This window comes from Pseudomonas sp. G166 (genome assembly GCF_037027455.2).
Taxonomy (GTDB): domain Bacteria; phylum Pseudomonadota; class Gammaproteobacteria; order Pseudomonadales; family Pseudomonadaceae; genus Aquipseudomonas.
The window spans coordinates 3859713-3877981 of the sequence record NZ_CP146985.1 but is presented as its reverse complement, the minus strand read 5'-3'; the positions used below and the strand labels follow the sequence as shown (position 1 = coordinate 3877981).

The following is an 18269-nucleotide window of genomic DNA, read 5'->3' as shown; positions in this document are numbered from 1 at the left end:
ATTCCCACGCGGGAGCATGGGAATGATCGAAAAGTGCTGCGCAGGCAGTTACTTGGCCATGATCGCCACGAACAGCTCGGACTCCAGGAACCGATGTAACCAATCCTGTAGCCGCGGGTAGGGCGCCTGGGCAAACCACTCACGGTCGACATGGGCGAACTGGCGCACGAACGGCATCAGTGCCACGTCGGCCAGGCTCTGGTGATCCGCTGCCAGGAATGGCCGGCTTTCAAGCAATGCTTCCAGCCTGCGCAGAAAAACCTCGCCCTCGGCCCGATAGTGCTCCATCGCTCGTTCGGGATGGCGCTCAGGGTACTTGTAGCGGTTCAGATGCAGCTTGAAGACCTGGTCGTTTTCCTCGATCAACGCTGCCGTCAACGCCTGGCCTTCAGGGTCGCCGAGCAATCTCCAGTTTTCCGGGTCCTGCTGCGCCAAGGCCCAGCGCATGATTTCCAGGCTTTCATCGATCACCCGGCGATCGACCTGCAGTACCGGCACCGTGCCCTTGCTGGACAGCACAAGCATCTCGGCCGGCTTGGCCTTCAGGCTGACTTCGATAATCGCAAGCTGCACCGCGCTGTAGCGCAACGCCATGCGCGCCCGCATCGCGTAGGGGCAGCGGCGAAAGGAATAGAGCGTGGCGTGGCTCATTTCACCTCCACCGTGCTCAAGCCGTTGCCCTGACGCCGGACCTGGATCTGTACCGGGATCCGCTCATGCATTTCCTGCACGTGGGAAATCACCGCGACCTTGCGCCCCTGAGCCTGCAACCCGTCGAGGGCATCCATCGCCAGTTGCAGGGATTCGGGATCGAGGCTGCCAAAGCCTTCGTCGATGAACAGCGACTCGATCTTCAGCGTGCTGGACGCCATCGAGGCAAGGCCCAAGGCCAGGGCGAGGGAGACGAGGAAAGTCTCGCCGCCGGACAATGAATGCACCGAGCGCAGTTCATCGCCCATTTCCGTGTCCATCACCAGCAGCCCGAGCATGCTGCCGCCGCGCTTGAGCCGGTAGCGACGAACCAGTTGCCGCAATTGGGTGTTGGCGTGGTGCACCAGCAAATCGAGGTTGTACGCCTGGGCCAGTTTGCGGAAACGGTCGCCGGTGGCCGAACCGATCAACGCATCCAGGCGTGCCCAGCGTTGGTACTCGGTGTAGGCCTGCTCGATCTGCTGGGCCAGGGCCTGATTGGCGTTCTGTCGGCGCTGGTCCTCGGCCTGTTCGGCGCGCAACTCGGCGCAATGCTGTTCACTGGCGGCGAACTGGGCTTGTAGCTCGGTGAGGGCTTCGGCCAACTGTTCGGGCGCCAGGTTGCCATTGTGCTGGGCCTGGTGGTTTTGCAGGCGTTGCTCGCGTTCGATCAGCAGCACGCGGGCCTGTTCGATGGCCTTTTCGCTGTTGAGCAGGTGCTGGCGCAATTGGCTGACGTGCTGTTCGTCGAGGCTGAGCAGGGCTTCGAGGGAGGCGTCGTCCAATTCAGGATGTGTGGTGCGCCATTGCGCGATGGCGGCCGCCAGCGCTTGAAGTTCGCTGTCCAGGGATTGCGCCTGTTCCTGTCGGGCCTTGAGTTCGGCGGCCAACTGCACCAGGTTATTGCGCAGTTCCTGCAGGTGTTGATTGGCTCCTGCTTCGGCATTGCGAGCCTGTTCCAGGGCTTGGTCGATCTGTTGCTGCCATTGTTCGGCGCTGGTGTGCGTGCCCAGCAGGTACGTGAGTTTTTCCTGGCACGCTTGCTGTTGTTCGGTCAGGGCCTTGAATTGCTGCTGCGCCGATTCCAATTGCTGCACACGCGTCTGCTGGCGGTCCTGTTCCTTCTCCAGGGTTTGCTGGCGCTGGAGCTGTTCGCCGAGTTCGTCACGCTGCTGTTCCAATTGCTCCAGGCGCTGGGATATCTGCTGGTCGAGCTGCATGAAGGTCGCGGCGGGCTCGCTGCGCAAGGCCTGCAGGGTGTCTGCTGGCAACAAGGCGCTGAAGTGACTCAACTCCTCATCCAGGCGCTGGCGATCATGGGCCAGTTCCTGCTGCTGGCTGCTCAACTGCTGGGCTGCCTGCTGGCTCGCCGTTTCGGCATTGCGCAGTTGCTGCGTCAGGCGCGCGGCGTCCTGTTGCAGGGTCAGCAGTGCGTTTTGCCGTTGTTCGTCCTGGCTGATGTGTTGATGCAGTTGGCTGTTCTGCTGCGCCAGCCAGGCGTCGCGTTTGTTCGAGTCCTGGGCCAGCAGTTGTGCTGACAGCGGGTGGGCTGCAAGGCTGGGTGCCAGGCTCTGTTGCTGGGTGGCGAGTTGTTCCTGCTGTTGTTTGAGTTCCTTGAGCTGAGCGATGACGCCACTGTATTGGGCTCGCAGGTCGATGACTTTTTCATTGAGCAGGTCGACGGCTTTGCGGGCGTTGGCCTCTTCGCTTTCATCATGGCGCCCGAGGCTTTGCAGCAGGGCCTCGGGCTGATGGTACGGATGCTCGACGCTGCCACACACCGGGCACGGCTGGTCGTCCTGCAACTGCGTGCGCAGTTGCTCGACGCTTTCGCTGCGGGCCAGGCGCTGACGCTCCAGCAGTCCGCGGGTGACGGCCAGGGCCTGTTCGGCAATCGCCAGTTCGGCCTTGGCTTCGCCGCCTTCACGCACCAGCCGGTCACGTTCCTGCAACGCCCGTTGTTGGCGTTGTTCCAGATCGCCGCCACGTTTGTCCAGTTCCTGCTGGCTGGCCCACAGCCGGGTCAGGTCTTCGAAGGCACGTAATTGCTTGCGGTTGTCTTGCAACAGGTTGCCAAGCAACTGAATCTGTTCGGCCACCGCGTCCGGTTCGGCACCGGCTTCTTTGTAGAGCACTTCAAGGTTCTGTCGCTGGTTCGCCAGCTCCTCGATGGCGCGCGCGGCGCTTTGCTCCAGTGTGGCGAGTTCGGCCTGGCCCTTGTTCAAGCGATTGCCAATCAGCATCAACTGTTGGAGGCGATCGCGATAGGCATTCCAGGCATCGCTCAGGGGCGCAAGCTGCGCGCTGTGTTCAAGCGCATCGGCGATTCGCTGCAAGCGCTCGGCCACCAGCCTTTGCTGTTCAAGCAGGCTGTCAATCGTGCGTTGACCTTCGCTGCAAGCCTGTTGCGCCTGTTCCTGGCGCTCGGCGCCCTGGCTGACGTCCATGGCGAGGCGGGCGAGGGTATTTTGCTCGTCGAAGGCCTGGCGCAGCAGCGGTGCGCTCTCGGCGCTGTGTTGGCGGGCTGCGGCCAGTGCCCGTTGCGCATCGCCCAGGCCGTTTTCCAGCGCGGTCTGTTGTGCATGCAGGTCGACCTGCTGCTGGGCGAGGTGCTGGATCTGTACCGCTAACGGTTCGAGTTGGCGGGTCAGTTCCGTCTGGCGAATGAACTGATGCCGCTGCGGTGCCAGTTGTTCCAGGCGCGTCAGTTTCAGGCGCTCGTCGGCCAGGGCGTCCCAATCGGCTTGGGCCTGTTGCAGCTGTTCGGCGGCGCTGGTCTGTTCGTCCTGCAACTGGCGCAAGTCCTTGAGCCAGGTGTGTTGCAGCTCCAACTGCTTGAGTTGTGCCTGTTGGGTCTTGAGTTGCTGCTGGGCGTCGTTGAAGCGCTGGTCCAGCTCGGCCCTGGCCTCGGGTGCCAGCGGGGTGACGCCGGTGGCCTGGTCCTGCAATTGCTTGTGGGTTTCCTTGGCTTGTTTGGCCTTGTCGAAGGCGCGGCGACCGAGGCGGGTGTACAGGGCGGTGTCGGTGAGTTTTTCCAGCAGTTCGCTGCGGTCGTTGTCATCGGCCTTGAGAAACGCGCTGAACTCGCTCTGGGCCAGCAGCACGGCGCGGGTGAACTGTTCGAAGTTCAGGCCCAGGGCGGCTTCGAGCTGGGCCTTGTATTCGCCTTTCTGGCTCGCCAGCAGTTGATCGTTGTCCAGGTCCCGCAGGCTCTGGCGGCTGGCTTGCAGCTTGCCACCGGCCTTTTCCCTGGCGCGATTGGCTTCCCAGCGGGCGCGATAGCGGCGCCCGTCGATGCCGCGAAAATCCACTTCTGCATAGCCATCGCCGGTACCACGGCGCAACAGTGTGCGCGGGTCGCCCGTGGCGATTTCGCCGTCGGCGTCTGGGACCTTGGCGTCACGCCCGGTGTTGTTGAGGCGCGGCACGGCGCCGAACAACGCCAGGCACAAGGCGTCGAGCAGCGTGCTCTTGCCGGCGCCCGTGGGGCCGGTGATGGCAAACAGGCCGGCGCTGGCCAAGGGTTCGGCAGTGAAATCGATGTCGAAAGGCCCGGCCAGGGAGGCGAGGTTCTTGAGGCGGATCGCGAGAATCTTCATGGCTGCTCGCTCTCCATCTGCACGTCTTGCAACAGCACGGCGAAATCCTTGAGGGTCTGTTCGTCCACCTCGTTGCCGTAGGTGTCCTGCCAGGCACGGCTGAACAGTTCCTGCGGGCTGAGTTGATCCAGTTCGATCAGCGCTGGGCCGTCGTCGGCACTGGCGTTGCCACCATTGCCAGCATATTCGGCGGCGATCCGTACCAGGCGCACGGCTTTGCCTTGCAGAGCGGTTTCCACTTGATGGCGCAAATCTGGCTGCGGCTCGTCGAGGCGCACCCGGACCTCCAGCCAGGGTTGGCGCTGGACATCGGCCAACAGGTCGATGTCCGGCAGGTCTTTGAGTTGTATCAGGATATCGGCCAGCGGCGCCGGGCCCAGGCGTTGCAGGTTGACGGCGCGGGGAATCAGTCGTGGTTCGACCTTGATCAGGGCTTCGCCGTCCAGGGTGATATCGAGGATCTGATGCTGATAGCCGATCTCCGAGAATGACAGCGGGATCGGCGAGCCGCTGTAGCGGATGCGCTCTTCGCCGTTGACCTTCTGCGGTTTGTGCAGGTGGCCGAGGGCGACGTAGCTGATGCTCGGGCCAAACAGGCTGGCGGGCAGGGCTTCGGCGTTGCCGATGATCAGGCTGCGCTCGGAATCTTCGGAGACCGAACCGCCGGCCATGTGCGCGTGGCTGATGGCGATCAGCGCCTGGCCTTTCTTGCGTTTGCTATTGGCCGCGGCGATCAGCCATTCATGGACCTGGCCGATACCGCGCAGGTAATCATCGCCCAATTGCGCGCCGGTGACTTCGGCGGGGCGCAGGAACGGCAGGGCCAGGCACCACGCCTTGACCTTGCCCTTGGCGTCGGGCAATGGCAGCAGTAGGCGTTCGACGTCCAATTGGCCGTCGTCCAGCCACAACACCCGGCCCAAAGCATGGGTGCGCAAACGTCGCATCAACGGCGCCGGCAGCTCGATCCGCGAGCCGGAGTCGTGGTTGCCGGCGATCATCACGATGGTCAGGTTGGCGTTTTGTTCATGGGCGCTGACGATGAAATCGTACAGCCGCTCCTGGGCTTTGACCGGCGGGTTGACGGTGTCGAAGATGTCCCCGGCGATCAGCAGCACGTCGGGTTTTTCGCTGCTCAGCTGGCGCAGCAGCCATTCGAGGAAACAGGCGTGTTCGAAATCGCGCTCCTGGCCATGCAGGTTTTGTCCCAGGTGCCAGTCGGAGGTGTGAAACAGACGCAAGGTGAACTCCAGAAAACAGATGATGGCCGCGGGAAGATGGGCGGCTAAAAGAGCAGAGTTTACTGGGAAACAGGAGAGAGGACCCGTGCAACTTCTTCGGCTGAGCTGGTACCAGTCCCTGTGGCGAGGGATAAGTCCCCTCGCCACAGAAAGCTCTGCCGCAAAAAGAGTTATTTGGGGTAAAGCGGTGGTAGCCCACTGTCGCCCAGCGGGCCCTGGGAGCGGTCTGCGGTGGGAATGGTGCGGATGGCCCGCCACAGGTCTTCGCCTTGCCAGAGCTGGCCAGTCTCGCTGTAGAGTGCGCCGTTGAGACCGTCGAGGGCGTCGGACAGCGGCACGAAGCGCGCCGCCATGTCGGCCAGGGTTTCCGGTTGCTGGCGGGCCCAGGCGTCGAGGGCCTGGCGGGTTGCGTGAGGGTCGTTGGCCAGGCAGGTACGCTTGAGATCATCCAGCAGGGTGCGTGGGCTTGGTCCGGTCTGGGTCGAGCGCAGGATCGCCGGTTGCCAGCGGGCACGCCACCACAGACCGAAGCCGAGCAGGGTCGTACAGGCCAGGATCACGCTGCTCAGTTGCCAATACCACAGGGTGTCGCTGTCGACGGTCGTCACGACCTGCGCCGTGCCCGCCGGTGTATCCACCATCAGGCTTGGATTGTTCGCTACTTGCAGGGTCCGCGCCGGCAGGCTGGTGCGGTCCAGGTGGTTTTCCAGGGTGTTCCACCAGACCACTTCCACTGGCGGCAGCTCGATGGTGCCGCTGCGGTTGGGCACCAGCGCCTCACGGTCTTCGCGACTACCCACCAGCCCGCGTTCACTGCTGCGGCTGCTGAGTACCGGCTGGTCCGGATAGCGCCGCAGGCCATTGATCTCGGTGGCCGGCAGGGGAGGTATCTGGGCGCTGGCCAGGCCTTCGGCTTCCAAGGTCAGACTGCGGGTCAGGGAGTCGCCCACCTGGCTGTGGGTCGGTTCCGGGCTCCAGCTCTCACTCAGGGACAGGCTGCGGGCCGGCAACCAGGGCACATCGGCCGGGTAGCTGGCCGGCTTGGGGTTGACGGTCAGCTGCAGCTGCTCGGAACTGACGTGCATCAATTGGCCGGGCTTGGGCCCCGAGGGCGCTGCGTCCTGGGCCACTGGCTCGACCAGGGTGGCGCTGAAGGTCTGGGCCGGAATCGTCAGTTCGCCGCTGCGCTGCGGGTAGATGCCGTAGCGCAGTTCAATTACGCCGTGGCGTACATCGTTGATGACTTTTTCATAGGTGCGCGATTCGCCGAGTTGTTCGGTGCGAGCGTCGGGGATGTGCAGCGGCGTCAGGCTGCTGTCGTCATACAGCGACACGGAATGGTAGATGCGCAGGGTCAGGATCGCCTGGGCCTGTACATACACCTGGGTCTGGTCGAGGCTGGCCTCGATGAACACCGGCGCCAGGGTGCCGGAGGCACTGCGGGTTTCGCTTTCGATCACTTGCAAGGTGATTGGCTGGCTAGTCACTTCGCCCAGTTGCAGAGGGGGAATGATCACCGTGCCGCTCTGGCGCGGCAGCAGGGTCACGATCCAGCGGGTGGTGGCGCGGTTCTCGCCGTCGAGGGTGGTCAGTTGGTTGACCTGGCGGGTGCCGCGTACATCGAACAGCGCTTGGAGCGGGCCGAGGTCCGGCTTGCCGAACAGGGTGGCGTCATTGGATTCCAGGGTCAGTTCCACCGTTTCCCCGGAGTTCAGGCGGCTGCGATCCACACTGGCAGTCAGCTCTGCAGCCTGGGTTCCAGAGGCCCAGAGCAGCAACGCGAGGAGGTAGGCGGTGAAGCGGGTCATTGGGTTTTTCCCTGGGCCTGATGGCTTTGCTGTTCATACCAGAATTTACGCCTGAGCAGTTCCCCTGGGTTATCCGGGATCTGGCGCAGCCATTGTTCCAGTGCCTGGCGCTGTTCTTCTTCATTGCGCTGCCCTGCGGCGGGACGCAGTGGCGGGGTGGTGGTTTGCTCATCGGGCAGTTCACTGCCCGGTACATCCTGGGCCGCAGGCGGTTGTGCGGCCCGGGGAGTCTGGGATTCGTCCGGCGTCGCTGATGTTTCGGAGGAGGGTTGCCCTGGTTCCGAAGACTGGGTGGCGGTATCGGCATCCGGCGCTTGCTCGGCAGGCCCCGGCTCTTCGCTTTCGCTAGGCTTGGGCTCTTCCGCTGGCGGGGCTTGCTCTTTCAACAAGCTTTCCACCAGTGCCTTGTTGGTCTGGGCGGGGCGCAGGTCCGGTTGCAACTCCAGAGCCTGCTCATAGGCGTCCAGCGCGGCTTCCAGTTCGCCGCTCCGGGCCAGGGCGTTGCCACGATTGTAGTGGGCGCGGGCGTCGGTACCCTCGGCAAAGCGCCGGGCGGCTTCGCTGTAGTTGCCGGCTTCGTACAGGGCAACGCCTTGCCATTGTCGGTCCTCGAAGTGCTCGGCAGCCTCGGCCGGGCGTTTCTGCTTGAGCAGGTGCTGGCCCTGTTGGTCAGGACGCAACCACAGGTCCTGGAGTTCGAAGGCATGCCCGGTTTGCGGCAGCATAAACAGCAGCGGCAGGCAAAATAACCAGCCTCGGCGCCCGGCGCAGGCGGCCAGCAGTAGCAGTGGCAGGAGCAGCCAATAGCCTTGATCGGCCCAGGTGTCCAGGCGCAAGGTCTGACCGTCGCTGCGCAGATGGCGAGGGCCGTCCAGCAGGCCCAGGCCTCGCAGGTCGCTGTCGTCCAGGCGTGCCGGACGGTAACGGCCATCCAACTCATTGGCGAACGCCTTGAGCCCCGGGTTGTCCAGGCGCGGCAACAGAATTGCGCCCTGGGCATCCTTGAGATAACTGCCATCCTCTTGGGCCACCGGTGCACCTTCCCGGGTGCCGATGCCCAGCATCAGCCATTGTGTAGCGGAACCGTCCAGGGCCTGGCGAATGCCTTGGCGTTCCTGCTCGTTCAGCGACGAGCCGATCAGCAGGATCCGGCCTTGGCCGAGCTCGCCCTGGTCCAGCAGGGCCAGGGCCTTATGGACTGCCAGGTCGGCGCGATGGCCGCTTTGCGGCATGATCGACGGCGCGAGGGCTTCGAGCAGGTTGGCGCTGGTGGACAGGTCATCGGACAGTGGCACCAGCGTGTGGGCGCTGCCGGCATAGACGATGATCGCGGTCTGGGCGTCGCTGCGGTTGTGCAACAAGTCCAGGACCTTGCGCCGTGCCTGTTCCAGACGCGTGGGCGGGACGTCGGTGGCGAGCATCTCCGGGGTCAGCTCCAGCACCACCACCAGTGGGTCGGCGGGTTTCTGACTGGTCTGTTCGACCCGCGCCCAGCTTGGCCCTAGCAACGCCAGCACGATCAGCAGCCAGCCCAGGCCCAGGGCAATCCACGGCAGCCGGCTTTCACGGCCATTGCCGCCACTGAGCAGTACGGCATGAAAGGCTGGAGGCAAGATCATTTGCCAGCGACCGACGCGTTTCTGCCGATGCCACAGTTGCCAGAGCAACCAGCCCAGCAACGGCAGCAGCAACACGAACCAAGGGCGTAGCCAGTGTGGCCAGAGGGCGATCATCGACGCCTCCGCAAGCGCAGGCGCTTGAGCCGCTGACGCCATTCGGCATGTTGGCTGGTCTGGAACAACGGGCGGTTGAACAGGCGCTGCAACGGATTGTCCGGCCAGTGTCCCCGCGCCACCAGCAGCACGCTCAACAGTAACGCCAGGGCCAGGGGCCAGTGGTAAAGCGCCTGGGCAGGGCGGGCTTGGGTCGGTTGCTGGGTCACCGGTTCTAGCTGGTCGAGGGTGGTCTTGATCGCCAGCAGTTGTTCACCATCCTGGGCACGAAAATACTGGCCGCCGGTGACCTGGGCGATGTCCTTGAGTGTCGGCTCGTCCAGGTCCAGGCTCGGGTTGACGCCGAGCAAGCCCGTCGTGCCGCTTTGTTCCGGGTCGGCGCCGATGCCGATCGGGTAGATTTTCACGCCTTCGTCGGCGGCCAGTCGCGCGGCGGTCAGCGGGTCGATTTCACCGCCATTGTTGGCACCGTCGGTGATCAGGATCAGCACGCGGCTGTGGGCCGGACGTTGGCGCAGACGCTTGAGGGCCAGGCCGATGGCGTCGCCGATGGCGGTGTTTTTGCCGGCGATGCCGATGCGCGCTTCGTCGAGCCAGCGCCGCACGGTGCGACGATCGAAGGTCAGTGGCGCCTGCAGATAGGCCTGGCTGCCGAACAGGATCAGGCCGACCCGGTCACCTTCGCGACGCTCGAGAAAATCCCCCAGCATGTGCTGGACCAGCGCCAGGCGACTGACCTCTTCGTCCTTCCACTGCATGTCGGGGAAATCCATGGACCCCGAGACATCCACCGCCACCAGCAGGTCACGACCGCTGGCGGCAATCGGCAACGGCTCGCCCAACCATTGAGGACGTGCAGCGGCCATCAGCAACAGCAACCAGAGCAGGATGAAGGGCGCCTGCTGGCGCCAGGTCGGCAGATTGGCCCGGGCTCGACGTCCCACCAGGCCTTCGAGGTCGCCCAGGAAACTGACCTTGAGCGCCGGCTCGCCGCTGTCGGCCGCCGGCAATACCAGGCGCATCAGCCAGGGCAGCGGCAACAGGGCGAAAATCCACGGCCAGGCGAATTCAAACATGTTTGCGAATCCAGATCTCGACCGCTTGGGTCAGGCCGGCGATGGCCTTGTCATCGAGTTTGCATTCGGGCTTGTAGGCCCCTTCCACCAGCACCATCCAACGGGTCAGGCCGGCTGCCGGGCAGCGGTTGTCCAGGAAGGCCAGCCATTTACGCCCGTTGAGGGTGTGGCTCTGGCTGTAGGGGTAGTGGTTGCGGCACAGGCGCTTGAGCAGCCCGTTGAGCTGTTGCAACCAAGCCCCGGCCGGCGCCCCATCGTAGGGTTTGGGGAGCAGGGCGAGTTCGGCCAGGGCGGCCAGGCGCACCGGGTCCAGCGGTTGTTCGGCACGGGCAACGGTGCGCTTGACGGGAATGAACCGACGCAACTGCCACAGGCCCAGGCCCAGCAACGGGATCAACAGCAGCAGTAACCACCAGCCCGGTGCAGGGGGCCAGAAACCGATAGGGGGCGGTGCCATCAGCGGCTGCAATTGATCCAGGTTGCTCATCGACTTTTCCCGGCCCGCTTGGGGTTCAGGTATTCGCGCAGTTGCTCGACCATGTCGCCCTGGGTACTCAAGGGCATCATCAGGATCCGCAGCTTCTGCGCCAGTATTTCCCAGCGCTCCTGGCGCGCCTCGGCCTGGGCGCGATAGGCCTGGCGCAATTCGAAGTTCAGGGTGTCGAGCTCCAACTGTGAACCGCGTTGGGCGAAACGCAGCAGGCCAGCGGCGGGCAGGGCGTGATCCAGTGGGTCTGACAATGGCAGCAGCAACAGGTCGCAATGGCGCGACAGCAGGCTCAGTTGTTGCTCGGCACTGTCGGACAGGGCGCGTTCGTCGCAAATCACGATCACCAGGCTGCCGGGCCGCAGCACTTCCCGGGCTCGACGCAGGGCAATGCCAAACGAGTCGCGGTCCGGCTCGCCTTCGGTGTGCAGCGACTGATTGACCCGCACCAGGCGGTTGAGCAGTTGCAGAAGGCTCTGTTTGCTGCGCCGGGGCTTGACCTCGTAATGAGTGTTGTCGCCGAACACCAGCCCGCCGACCCGGTCATTGTGCCCCAGAGCGGCCCAGCCGATCAGGCTGGCGGCCTGGGCGGCGAGCACCGACTTGAACATCAGCCCGGAACCGAAGAACAAGCGGTGGCTTTGCTCGATCATGATGAAAATCGGCCGCTCCCGTTCTTCGTGGAACAGCTTGGTATGCGGCTCCTGGGTGCGCGCGGTAACGCGCCAGTCAATGGTGCGCACATCATCGCCGGCCTGATAGACCCGCACCTGATCGAAATCCACCCCGCGCCCGCGCAGCTTGGAATGGTGCAGGCCGATCAACGGGCTGCGCTGGCCGGGTGTCGAGAACAACTGCACTTCACGCACGCGATGGCGCATCTCGATCAGCTCCGAAAGGCTGACGCGGATGCCCGGTGCGGGCGCCAGTGGGTTATTCATGGTTCATGCTCAAGCGACAGCGACGACGTCGAGAATCCGCTGCACAACCCGGTCCTGGTCGATACCGGCGGCTTCGGCTTCGAACGACAGGATGATGCGATGGCGCAGTACGTCGAACAGCACGGCCTGGATGTCTTCCGGGCTGACGAAGTCGCGTCCGGCCAACCAGGCGTGGGCCCGGGCACAGCGGTCCAGGGCGATGGAGCCCCGTGGGCTGGCGCCATAGGCGATCCACTCGGCCATCTCCGGGTCGAACTTGGCCGGTGTGCGGGTGGCCATGACCAGTTGCACCAGGTATTCCTCCACCGCATCGGCCATGTACAAGCCGAGGATTTCCTTGCGCGCGGAAAAAATCGCCTGCTGACTGACGCGGCGCTCGGGCTTGGTTTCGCCGTTCAGCGCTTCACCCCGGGCCTGTTGCAGGATGCGGCGCTCCACTGCGGCGTCCGGGAAGCCGATCTTGACGTGCATCAGGAAGCGGTCGAGCTGGGCTTCGGGCAGCGGGTACGTGCCTTCCTGCTCGATAGGGTTCTGCGTGGCCATTACCAGGAACAGCGGTGACAGTTCATAGGTACTGCGCCCGACGCTGACCTGTCGCTCGGCCATGGCTTCGAGCAAGGCCGACTGGACCTTGGCCGGGGCACGGTTGATTTCGTCCGCCAGCACCAGGTTGTGGAAGATCGGCCCTTGCTGGAACACGAAACTACCGGTTTCCGGGCGATAGATTTCCGTGCCGGTGATGTCGGCGGGCAACAGGTCGGGGGTGAACTGGATACGATGGAATTGCGCTTCGATGCCCTCGGCCAACTCTTTGATGGCCTTGGTCTTGGCCAGCCCCGGCGCGCCTTCCACCAACATGTGGCCATCGGCGAGCAGGGCGATGAGCAGGCGCTCGATGAGTTTTTCCTGGCCGAGAATCTGCGTTGAAAGAAAGGTTCGCAGCGCCAGCAGCGCTTCACGATGTTCCATCGGTGACTGTTCCTGGAAAGGGTGGCCCAGGCGTTCGGATAACGCCGGGGCTGGGGGCGTTACTTTAATGCATGGCGGGGGGTGGCGACTAACGGGATTTTGTTTGGTGTGCGGATTTGTGATCGGTTTGGATTCATTGTGGGAGCGGGCTTGCTCGCGAAAGCGGTGTTCCAGTCGATGAAAAGATTGCCTGACACTACGCCTTCGCGGGCAAGCCCGCTCCCATAGAGTGATTGGCGGCGGGCGCAGGATCAAGGATTGCCACAGATCCATTGTGGGAGCGAGCCTGCTCGCGAAGAGGCCGGCACATCCAGCCGCATCGTCTCAGACAGACCGCTATCGCGAGCGAACTCGGCTCCTACAGGAATTGGCGGCGAATGACTCAACCCTTCCACGCCCCCGCATTCACCAGATTAACCGGCCGCTCCCCCGTCAATGCCGCCAACAGATTATCCACCGCACAACGCGCCATCGCCTCCCGTGTCTCGTGGGTGGCCGAGCCCATGTGCGGCGTTGCCACCACGTTATCCATTTGCAACAACGGCGAGTCCGCGCTCACGGGTTCGCGTTCGAACACATCCAGTCCCGCGCCACGGATCTGTCCGTTGCGCAGGGCGTCGATCAGCGCGCCTTCATCCACCACCTTGCCCCGGGAGATATTGATGAAGATGCTCTCAGGGCGCATCCGTGCAAACGCTTGTGCCCCGATCAGCCCTTGGGTCTCGGCGGTCAAGGGCAAGGTCAGGCAAATGAAGTCCGCCTGCTGCAACAGCGTTTCGAGGCTGCAGTAGCGCGCGCCGAAGCGTTGCTCGACCGCGGGCTTGGGCGAATGGCTGTGGTAGAGCACCGGCATGCCGAAGCCGAAGTGTCCGCGCTGGGCCAGGGCTTCGCCGATGCGGCCCATGCCGATGATGCCCAGGGTCTTGCCGTGGACGTCGCTGCCAAAATGCTTGGGGCCGATGCTCTGTTGCCACTGGCCCGAGCGGACCAGATTGGCCAGTTCCACCACGCGTCGAGCTGTCGCCAGGATCAGGGCGAAGCCGGTGTCTGCGGTGGTCTCGGTCAGCACGTCGGGGGTGTTGCTGAGCAGGATCCGGCGTTCGGTCAGGTAATCGATGTCGTAGTTGTCGACCCCCACCGAGACGCTGGCGATGGCTTGCAGATTCGGCGCCAAGTCCAGGAGCGGCGCATCCAGCTTGAGGCTGGCACCCAGCAGGCCATGGGCGCCTGGCAAGGCGTCGCGCAGTCGGGCCAGGCCCTGTGCATCGAGGCGTTCGATGAGGGTGACTTGGGCCTGCGCTTGCAGGCGGTCCATCAATTGCGCTGACAGCGCTTTGTACAACACCACGTGCTTTTTCATGGATAGGTCTCGATTCAGGAATGGGCGGGCGCCGGTTGCGGCTTCGCGGTTTTGGATACGCTCCGGTCACTGGCGCCGGGCTTGAGGGCAAGGGTCAGTACCACCGACAGCAGCAACGCGCCGCTCATCAGCAAAAACGACATGCCCGGGGAGCCGGTGGAGCCGTTGAGGTAACCCACCAGGTATGAGCCGCCGAACGAACCCAGCGCGCCCATGCTGTTGATCAGCGCCATGGCGCCGCCGGCGACGTTGGCCGGAAGGATTTCTGGAACGATGGCAAAAAACGGTCCGTACGGGGCGTACATGCAGGCGCCGGCGACCACCAGCAAGCTGTAGGACCACCAGAAATGCTCGGCCCCAAGAAGGTAGGAGGCGTAGAACGCGACGGAGGCGATCAGCAACGGCGGCCAGACAAAACGCTTGCGTTTTTGCGCCTTGTCCGACGCCCAGGACACCACCAGCATGCCGACCACCGCCGCCAGGTAAGGCAACGACGACAGCCACCCGGCCTCGACCATGCTCATTTGCAGGCCAGCCTTGAGGATGGACGGCAACCACAGCACGAACCCGTAGACCCCGATGCTCCAGCAGAAAAACTGCAGCGCCAGGATGATCACCTTGGGCGAGCGGAAGGCCTCGGCATAGTTCTTCACCGCCTTGATACCAACCTGTTCGGCCGCCAGTGCGCTTTCCAGGTCGTGTTTTTCCTGATCGCTGAGCCACTTGGCCTGGGCCGGACGATCATCGGCCAGGCGCCACCAGATAAAGGCCCAGAGCACCGCCGGCAGGCCTTCGATGATGAACATCCAGCGCCAGTCGAATTGTTGCACCAGGTAACCCGACACCACCGACATCCACAGCATGGTCACCGGGTTGCCGAGGATCAGGAAGGTATTGGCGCGCGAGCGTTCGGCCCGGGTGAACCAGTGGCACAGATACACCAGCATGGCCGGCATCACGGCGGCTTCGACCACGCCGAGCATGAAGCGGATCACGATCAGCCAGTACGCATTGGAGACCACGCCTGTCAGCGTCGCCAGCGAGCCCCAGAGGATCAGGCTGACGAAGATCAGCTTCTTCACACTGTGTTTTTGCGCGTAGATCGCCCCCGGCACCTGGAAGAAAAAGTAACCGAGGAAAAACAGCGCACCGAGCAATGACGAGAGCCCCGGCGTGATCATCAGGTCCTTGGCCATGCCCGAGGCAGCGGCAAATCCATAGTTGGCCCGGTCCAGGTAGGCCAGGCTGTAGGTGATGAACACGATGGGCATGATGTACCACCAGCGACGGGTGGCGAGGTTGAGCGTTTGCATGTCTGTGACTCCTGAGCTTGTTGTTTTTGTTGCAGCAGGTGTGTTTTTTGGTGGCCTCTATCGCGAGCAGGCTCGCTCCCACTGGGTCAGCGCAAACCCCTGTGGGAGCGAGCCTGCTCACGATTCGCGGTTTCAAATTCAGCCACCAACTCAACGCGAGTCGGCAACCCTTCCATGTCTCCACGGCTCTGCACCGCGCGGCTGCCAATCCAGTTGGCGCGTTGCACGGCTGCGGTGATGGCGTGGCCTTCGAGCAACGCACTGATCAGGCCGACGGCGAAGCCATCACCTGCGCCCACGGTGTCCACCACGTGGGTCACCGGCACGCCGGCGACAACGCCCTGGTCCTGCGGCGTCCGGTAATAGGCGCCGTCCGCGCCGAGCTTGATCACGACGATTTCGGCGCCTTGGTCCAGGTAGAATGCGGCGATGTCGGCCGGGTCGTCGAAACCGCTCAACAAGCGACCTTCACTGAGCCCCGGCAAGACCCAGTGGGCGAGGGCGGCGAGGCGATTGATTTCGCGAATCATCATCGACTCACTGGCCCACAGGCTCGGCCGCAGGTTGGGGTCGAACGACAGGCTGCGGCCGGTTTCGCGCATGCGGGTCATCAACTCGAACGACATCTCACGGGCGCTGACCGACAGCGCTGGCACAATGCCGGTGGCGTGCAAGTGGCGGGCGCCGAGCAGCGGTGGCGTGATGGAGTCGAGCGACAGGTGACTGGCCGCCGAGCTGCGACGGAAGTACTCGACTTGCGGATCGTTGCCATCGTCGGAACGGGACTTGAACTGAAATCCGGTGGGGCGTGCCGGATCGATCGCCACGTGGCGACAATCCAGGCCTTCGTTCTCCAGCGTCTGCACGATGAAGCGCCCCAGGGAGTCGGCGCCGACCCGGCTCAGCCACGCCACGTTGAAGCCCAGCCGCGACAGACCAATGGCCACATTGCTGTCGGCCCCGGCGATGCGTTTGTGAAACTGGTTGACGCTGGCCAGGTCACCCTTCTGGTCGGCCACCAGCATCGCCATGGTTTCGCCGAACGACAACACATCGAATTCAGACATGGGCAGGCTCCCGACGTGATTGCCCGAGGCTGGACAAGGTGGCGACATGTTCAGTGGTCAATTGCAGCAGGTCGCCGCCTTGTAGTGGGTACTCGGCGGCGCGCATCACGCCGGCCGGCATCTGCTTGAGCAGTTGCTCCCACAGATGCAGGTCCGCCATGGTCGGAGGCACGGCAAGCAGTTTGCCGTCGGCGCGTCGGGCCACTGCCTTGCAATGCACATACGCCACATGCCGACCGAGCTGCCGGGCCGCCACGACAGCCGATTGGTCCTGCCATTGCCAGTTGCCAATGTCGAAGGTCATGCCGATGGGCAACCCTTGCTGCTCGGCTACGGCGAAGAAGCGACGCAACGGTTCGATCCGTCCGCCTTGCAAGGTTTGGTCGTTTTCCACCAGCAACTGCACCGGGCTGGCGGCGAGCATATCTGCCAGGGCCGACAGATCATGGGAATCGGTGAAATGACCAAGGGAGACTTTCAGCCATGTCGAGCCGAAGGCCTCGGCACGCTGCAAGGCCAGCGCCAGGGCCGGATTGGGCCTGGGCTGGCCGGCCAGCCACAGTTCGAGTGGTGACGAAAAAATACTCTGCAGGCCTTGGGCCTGGGCGCCTGCGGCCAATTCAGCCGGCTGTTCGGTGGTCAGCAATTCTTCACGCCATTCGATCCGTGAAGCACCGGCCGCAGCCAGCAGATCGGTGAAACTGCCTTGGCCTCTTTGTCGCACCAGGTCGGCGCCGTAGCTGGAGAGGCTGATGGAAACGGGTGGTTTATTCATTGTTGTTGCACCTCTGAAACCGGTTTCAGTTTTGTTCAAAAAAATTTATGGGGTGTGCTTCAGGGCCTCATCGCGAGCAAGCTCGCTCCTACAGGGATCTTCAGTGCGACGCAGATCCCAGTGTGCGAGCGGGCTTGCTCGCGAAGGGGCCGGCCCGATTACCGAAAATCTCCCCGCGTCGACCCACGCTCAATCAACCGCGCCGCAAAATCCTGGGTTCGCGCCGGCCCGTTATCGCCGCGCAGGCGCTTGAGCAAACACTCGAACGCACTGGCGCCGATCTCGGCCGTCGGTTGGGCCAGGGCGGTGATGCCGCTGCCCACCAGCGGGTACCAATCCAGGTCGTCGAGGGCGATCAGGCCGACGTCGTCGAACAAGTGACAACCCAGTTCGCGCAACACGCGAGTGGCGGCCAGGGCGGCAATGCCGTTGGCGCAGAACAGCGCCTTGGGGCCATGGCCGGGTTGGGCAAGGAAGGTCTTGATGTCCGCGGCCAACTGATCGCCGATTTCCACCACGACACCGGTCAGGGCAGGGCGCCGCTCGATGCCCGCCTTGAAACTGTCGACCCGCTCGATCCGCGAGCTGGTGCCGTCGAATGGCTCAGTCACCAGGAGCAGGTCGCGGTAGCCTCGTTGTTCAAGGTGCTCCAGCGCCATCTCGACGGCTGCGGGGTTGTCCAGTCCGACCAGGTCGCTTTCGAGCTGGTCGACCTTGCGATCCACCAGCACTAGAGGCATTTCACTGCGCAGCTCGAGCAGTTCGTCCCGATGGTGGCCGAGGGTATTCACGATCAGCCCTTCGATGTTGTAGGCGCGCAACAACGCCAGGTGCTGGCGTTCCTGCTCGTCATCGCGGTCGGTGTTGCACACCACCAGGCTGTAGCCATGACGCCGGCAGGCGGTTTCCACGCCATGCATCACGGCAATTGAATAAGGGTTGCGGATATCGGCCACCAGCATGCCGATCAGGCGTGTGCGGCCGCGCTTGAGACCACGGGCCATCTGATTCGGGCGGTAGCCCAGCTCGCTGATCGCCTGCTCGATGCGCCGGGCGATGGCTTCGGAGAGCAGGGCGCGGTCCTCGCCAATGAAACGCGAGACGCTGGCCTTGGAAACCCCTGCGCGTTCGGCGACATCAAGCATGGTCACGCGGCTGCGCTGGGCGGCGGAGAAAGAGTTCACGGATAGAAACCTGCTTATTGGATTTA

At 63.7% G+C, this 18269-nt stretch carries 14 protein-coding genes; all 14 read right to left on the bottom strand.

Annotated features, from left to right (window positions below):
* Positions 1–48: 48 nt before the first annotated feature.
* Positions 49–651, bottom strand: a complete 603-nt coding sequence (locus SGN16_RS16705; RefSeq protein ID WP_335945767.1) for a glutathione S-transferase — start codon at positions 649–651, stop codon at positions 49–51.
* On the bottom strand, positions 648–4289 hold the full coding sequence (locus tag SGN16_RS16700; RefSeq protein WP_335945766.1) for an AAA family ATPase: 3642 nt from the start codon (positions 4287–4289) through the stop codon (positions 648–650). Before SGN16_RS16700 ends, SGN16_RS16705 begins: the two co-directional genes overlap by 4 nt.
* On the bottom strand, positions 4286–5530 hold the full coding sequence (locus SGN16_RS16695) for an exonuclease SbcCD subunit D C-terminal domain-containing protein (RefSeq protein ID WP_335945765.1): 1245 nt from the start codon (positions 5528–5530) through the stop codon (positions 4286–4288). The genes SGN16_RS16700 and SGN16_RS16695 overlap by 4 nt, the downstream gene beginning before the upstream one ends.
* Before the next feature lie 170 nt (positions 5531–5700).
* Positions 5701–7338 (bottom strand): BatD family protein, encoded by a 1638-nt coding sequence (locus SGN16_RS16690; protein WP_335945764.1) that lies wholly within the window; start codon positions 7336–7338, stop codon positions 5701–5703.
* A complete protein-coding gene (locus SGN16_RS16685) occupies positions 7335–9071 on the bottom strand; it encodes a tetratricopeptide repeat protein (protein ID WP_335945763.1) in 1737 nt (578 codons plus the stop codon). Before SGN16_RS16685 ends, SGN16_RS16690 begins: the two co-directional genes overlap by 4 nt.
* Positions 9068–10147 carry a VWA domain-containing protein gene (locus SGN16_RS16680; RefSeq protein ID WP_210639119.1) on the bottom strand — a complete coding sequence of 360 codons (1080 nt, stop codon included), beginning with the start codon at positions 10145–10147 and terminating at the stop codon, positions 9068–9070. The genes SGN16_RS16685 and SGN16_RS16680 overlap by 4 nt, the downstream gene beginning before the upstream one ends.
* Positions 10140–10634 carry a DUF4381 domain-containing protein gene (locus SGN16_RS16675; RefSeq protein ID WP_335945762.1) on the bottom strand — a complete coding sequence of 165 codons (495 nt, stop codon included), beginning with the start codon at positions 10632–10634 and terminating at the stop codon, positions 10140–10142. Before SGN16_RS16675 ends, SGN16_RS16680 begins: the two co-directional genes overlap by 8 nt.
* Positions 10631–11575 carry a DUF58 domain-containing protein gene (locus tag SGN16_RS16670; protein WP_210639117.1) on the bottom strand — a complete coding sequence of 315 codons (945 nt, stop codon included), beginning with the start codon at positions 11573–11575 and terminating at the stop codon, positions 10631–10633. The genes SGN16_RS16675 and SGN16_RS16670 overlap by 4 nt, the downstream gene beginning before the upstream one ends.
* A 9-nt stretch (positions 11576–11584) precedes the next feature.
* Entirely contained in the window at positions 11585–12544 is a 960-nt protein-coding gene (locus SGN16_RS16665; protein ID WP_025213310.1) for a MoxR family ATPase, read from the bottom strand.
* A gap of 382 nt (positions 12545–12926) precedes the next feature.
* Positions 12927–13904, bottom strand: coding sequence for a D-glycerate dehydrogenase (locus tag SGN16_RS16660; RefSeq protein WP_335945761.1), 978 nt, complete (start codon positions 13902–13904; stop codon positions 12927–12929).
* Between the two features lie 14 nt (positions 13905–13918).
* Positions 13919–15217, bottom strand: coding sequence for an MFS transporter (locus SGN16_RS16655; protein ID WP_210639115.1), 1299 nt, complete (start codon positions 15215–15217; stop codon positions 13919–13921).
* An 86-nt stretch (positions 15218–15303) separates the two neighbouring features.
* Positions 15304–16284 (bottom strand): sugar kinase, encoded by a 981-nt coding sequence (locus SGN16_RS16650; RefSeq protein ID WP_335945760.1) that lies wholly within the window; start codon positions 16282–16284, stop codon positions 15304–15306.
* Positions 16277–17059, bottom strand: coding sequence for an AP endonuclease (locus tag SGN16_RS16645; protein ID WP_335945759.1), 783 nt, complete (start codon positions 17057–17059; stop codon positions 16277–16279). The genes SGN16_RS16650 and SGN16_RS16645 overlap by 8 nt, the downstream gene beginning before the upstream one ends.
* Positions 17060–17217: 158 nt before the next feature.
* Positions 17218–18243, bottom strand: coding sequence for a LacI family DNA-binding transcriptional regulator (locus SGN16_RS16640; protein WP_281728915.1), 1026 nt, complete (start codon positions 18241–18243; stop codon positions 17218–17220).
* Positions 18244–18269 lie beyond the last annotated feature (26 nt).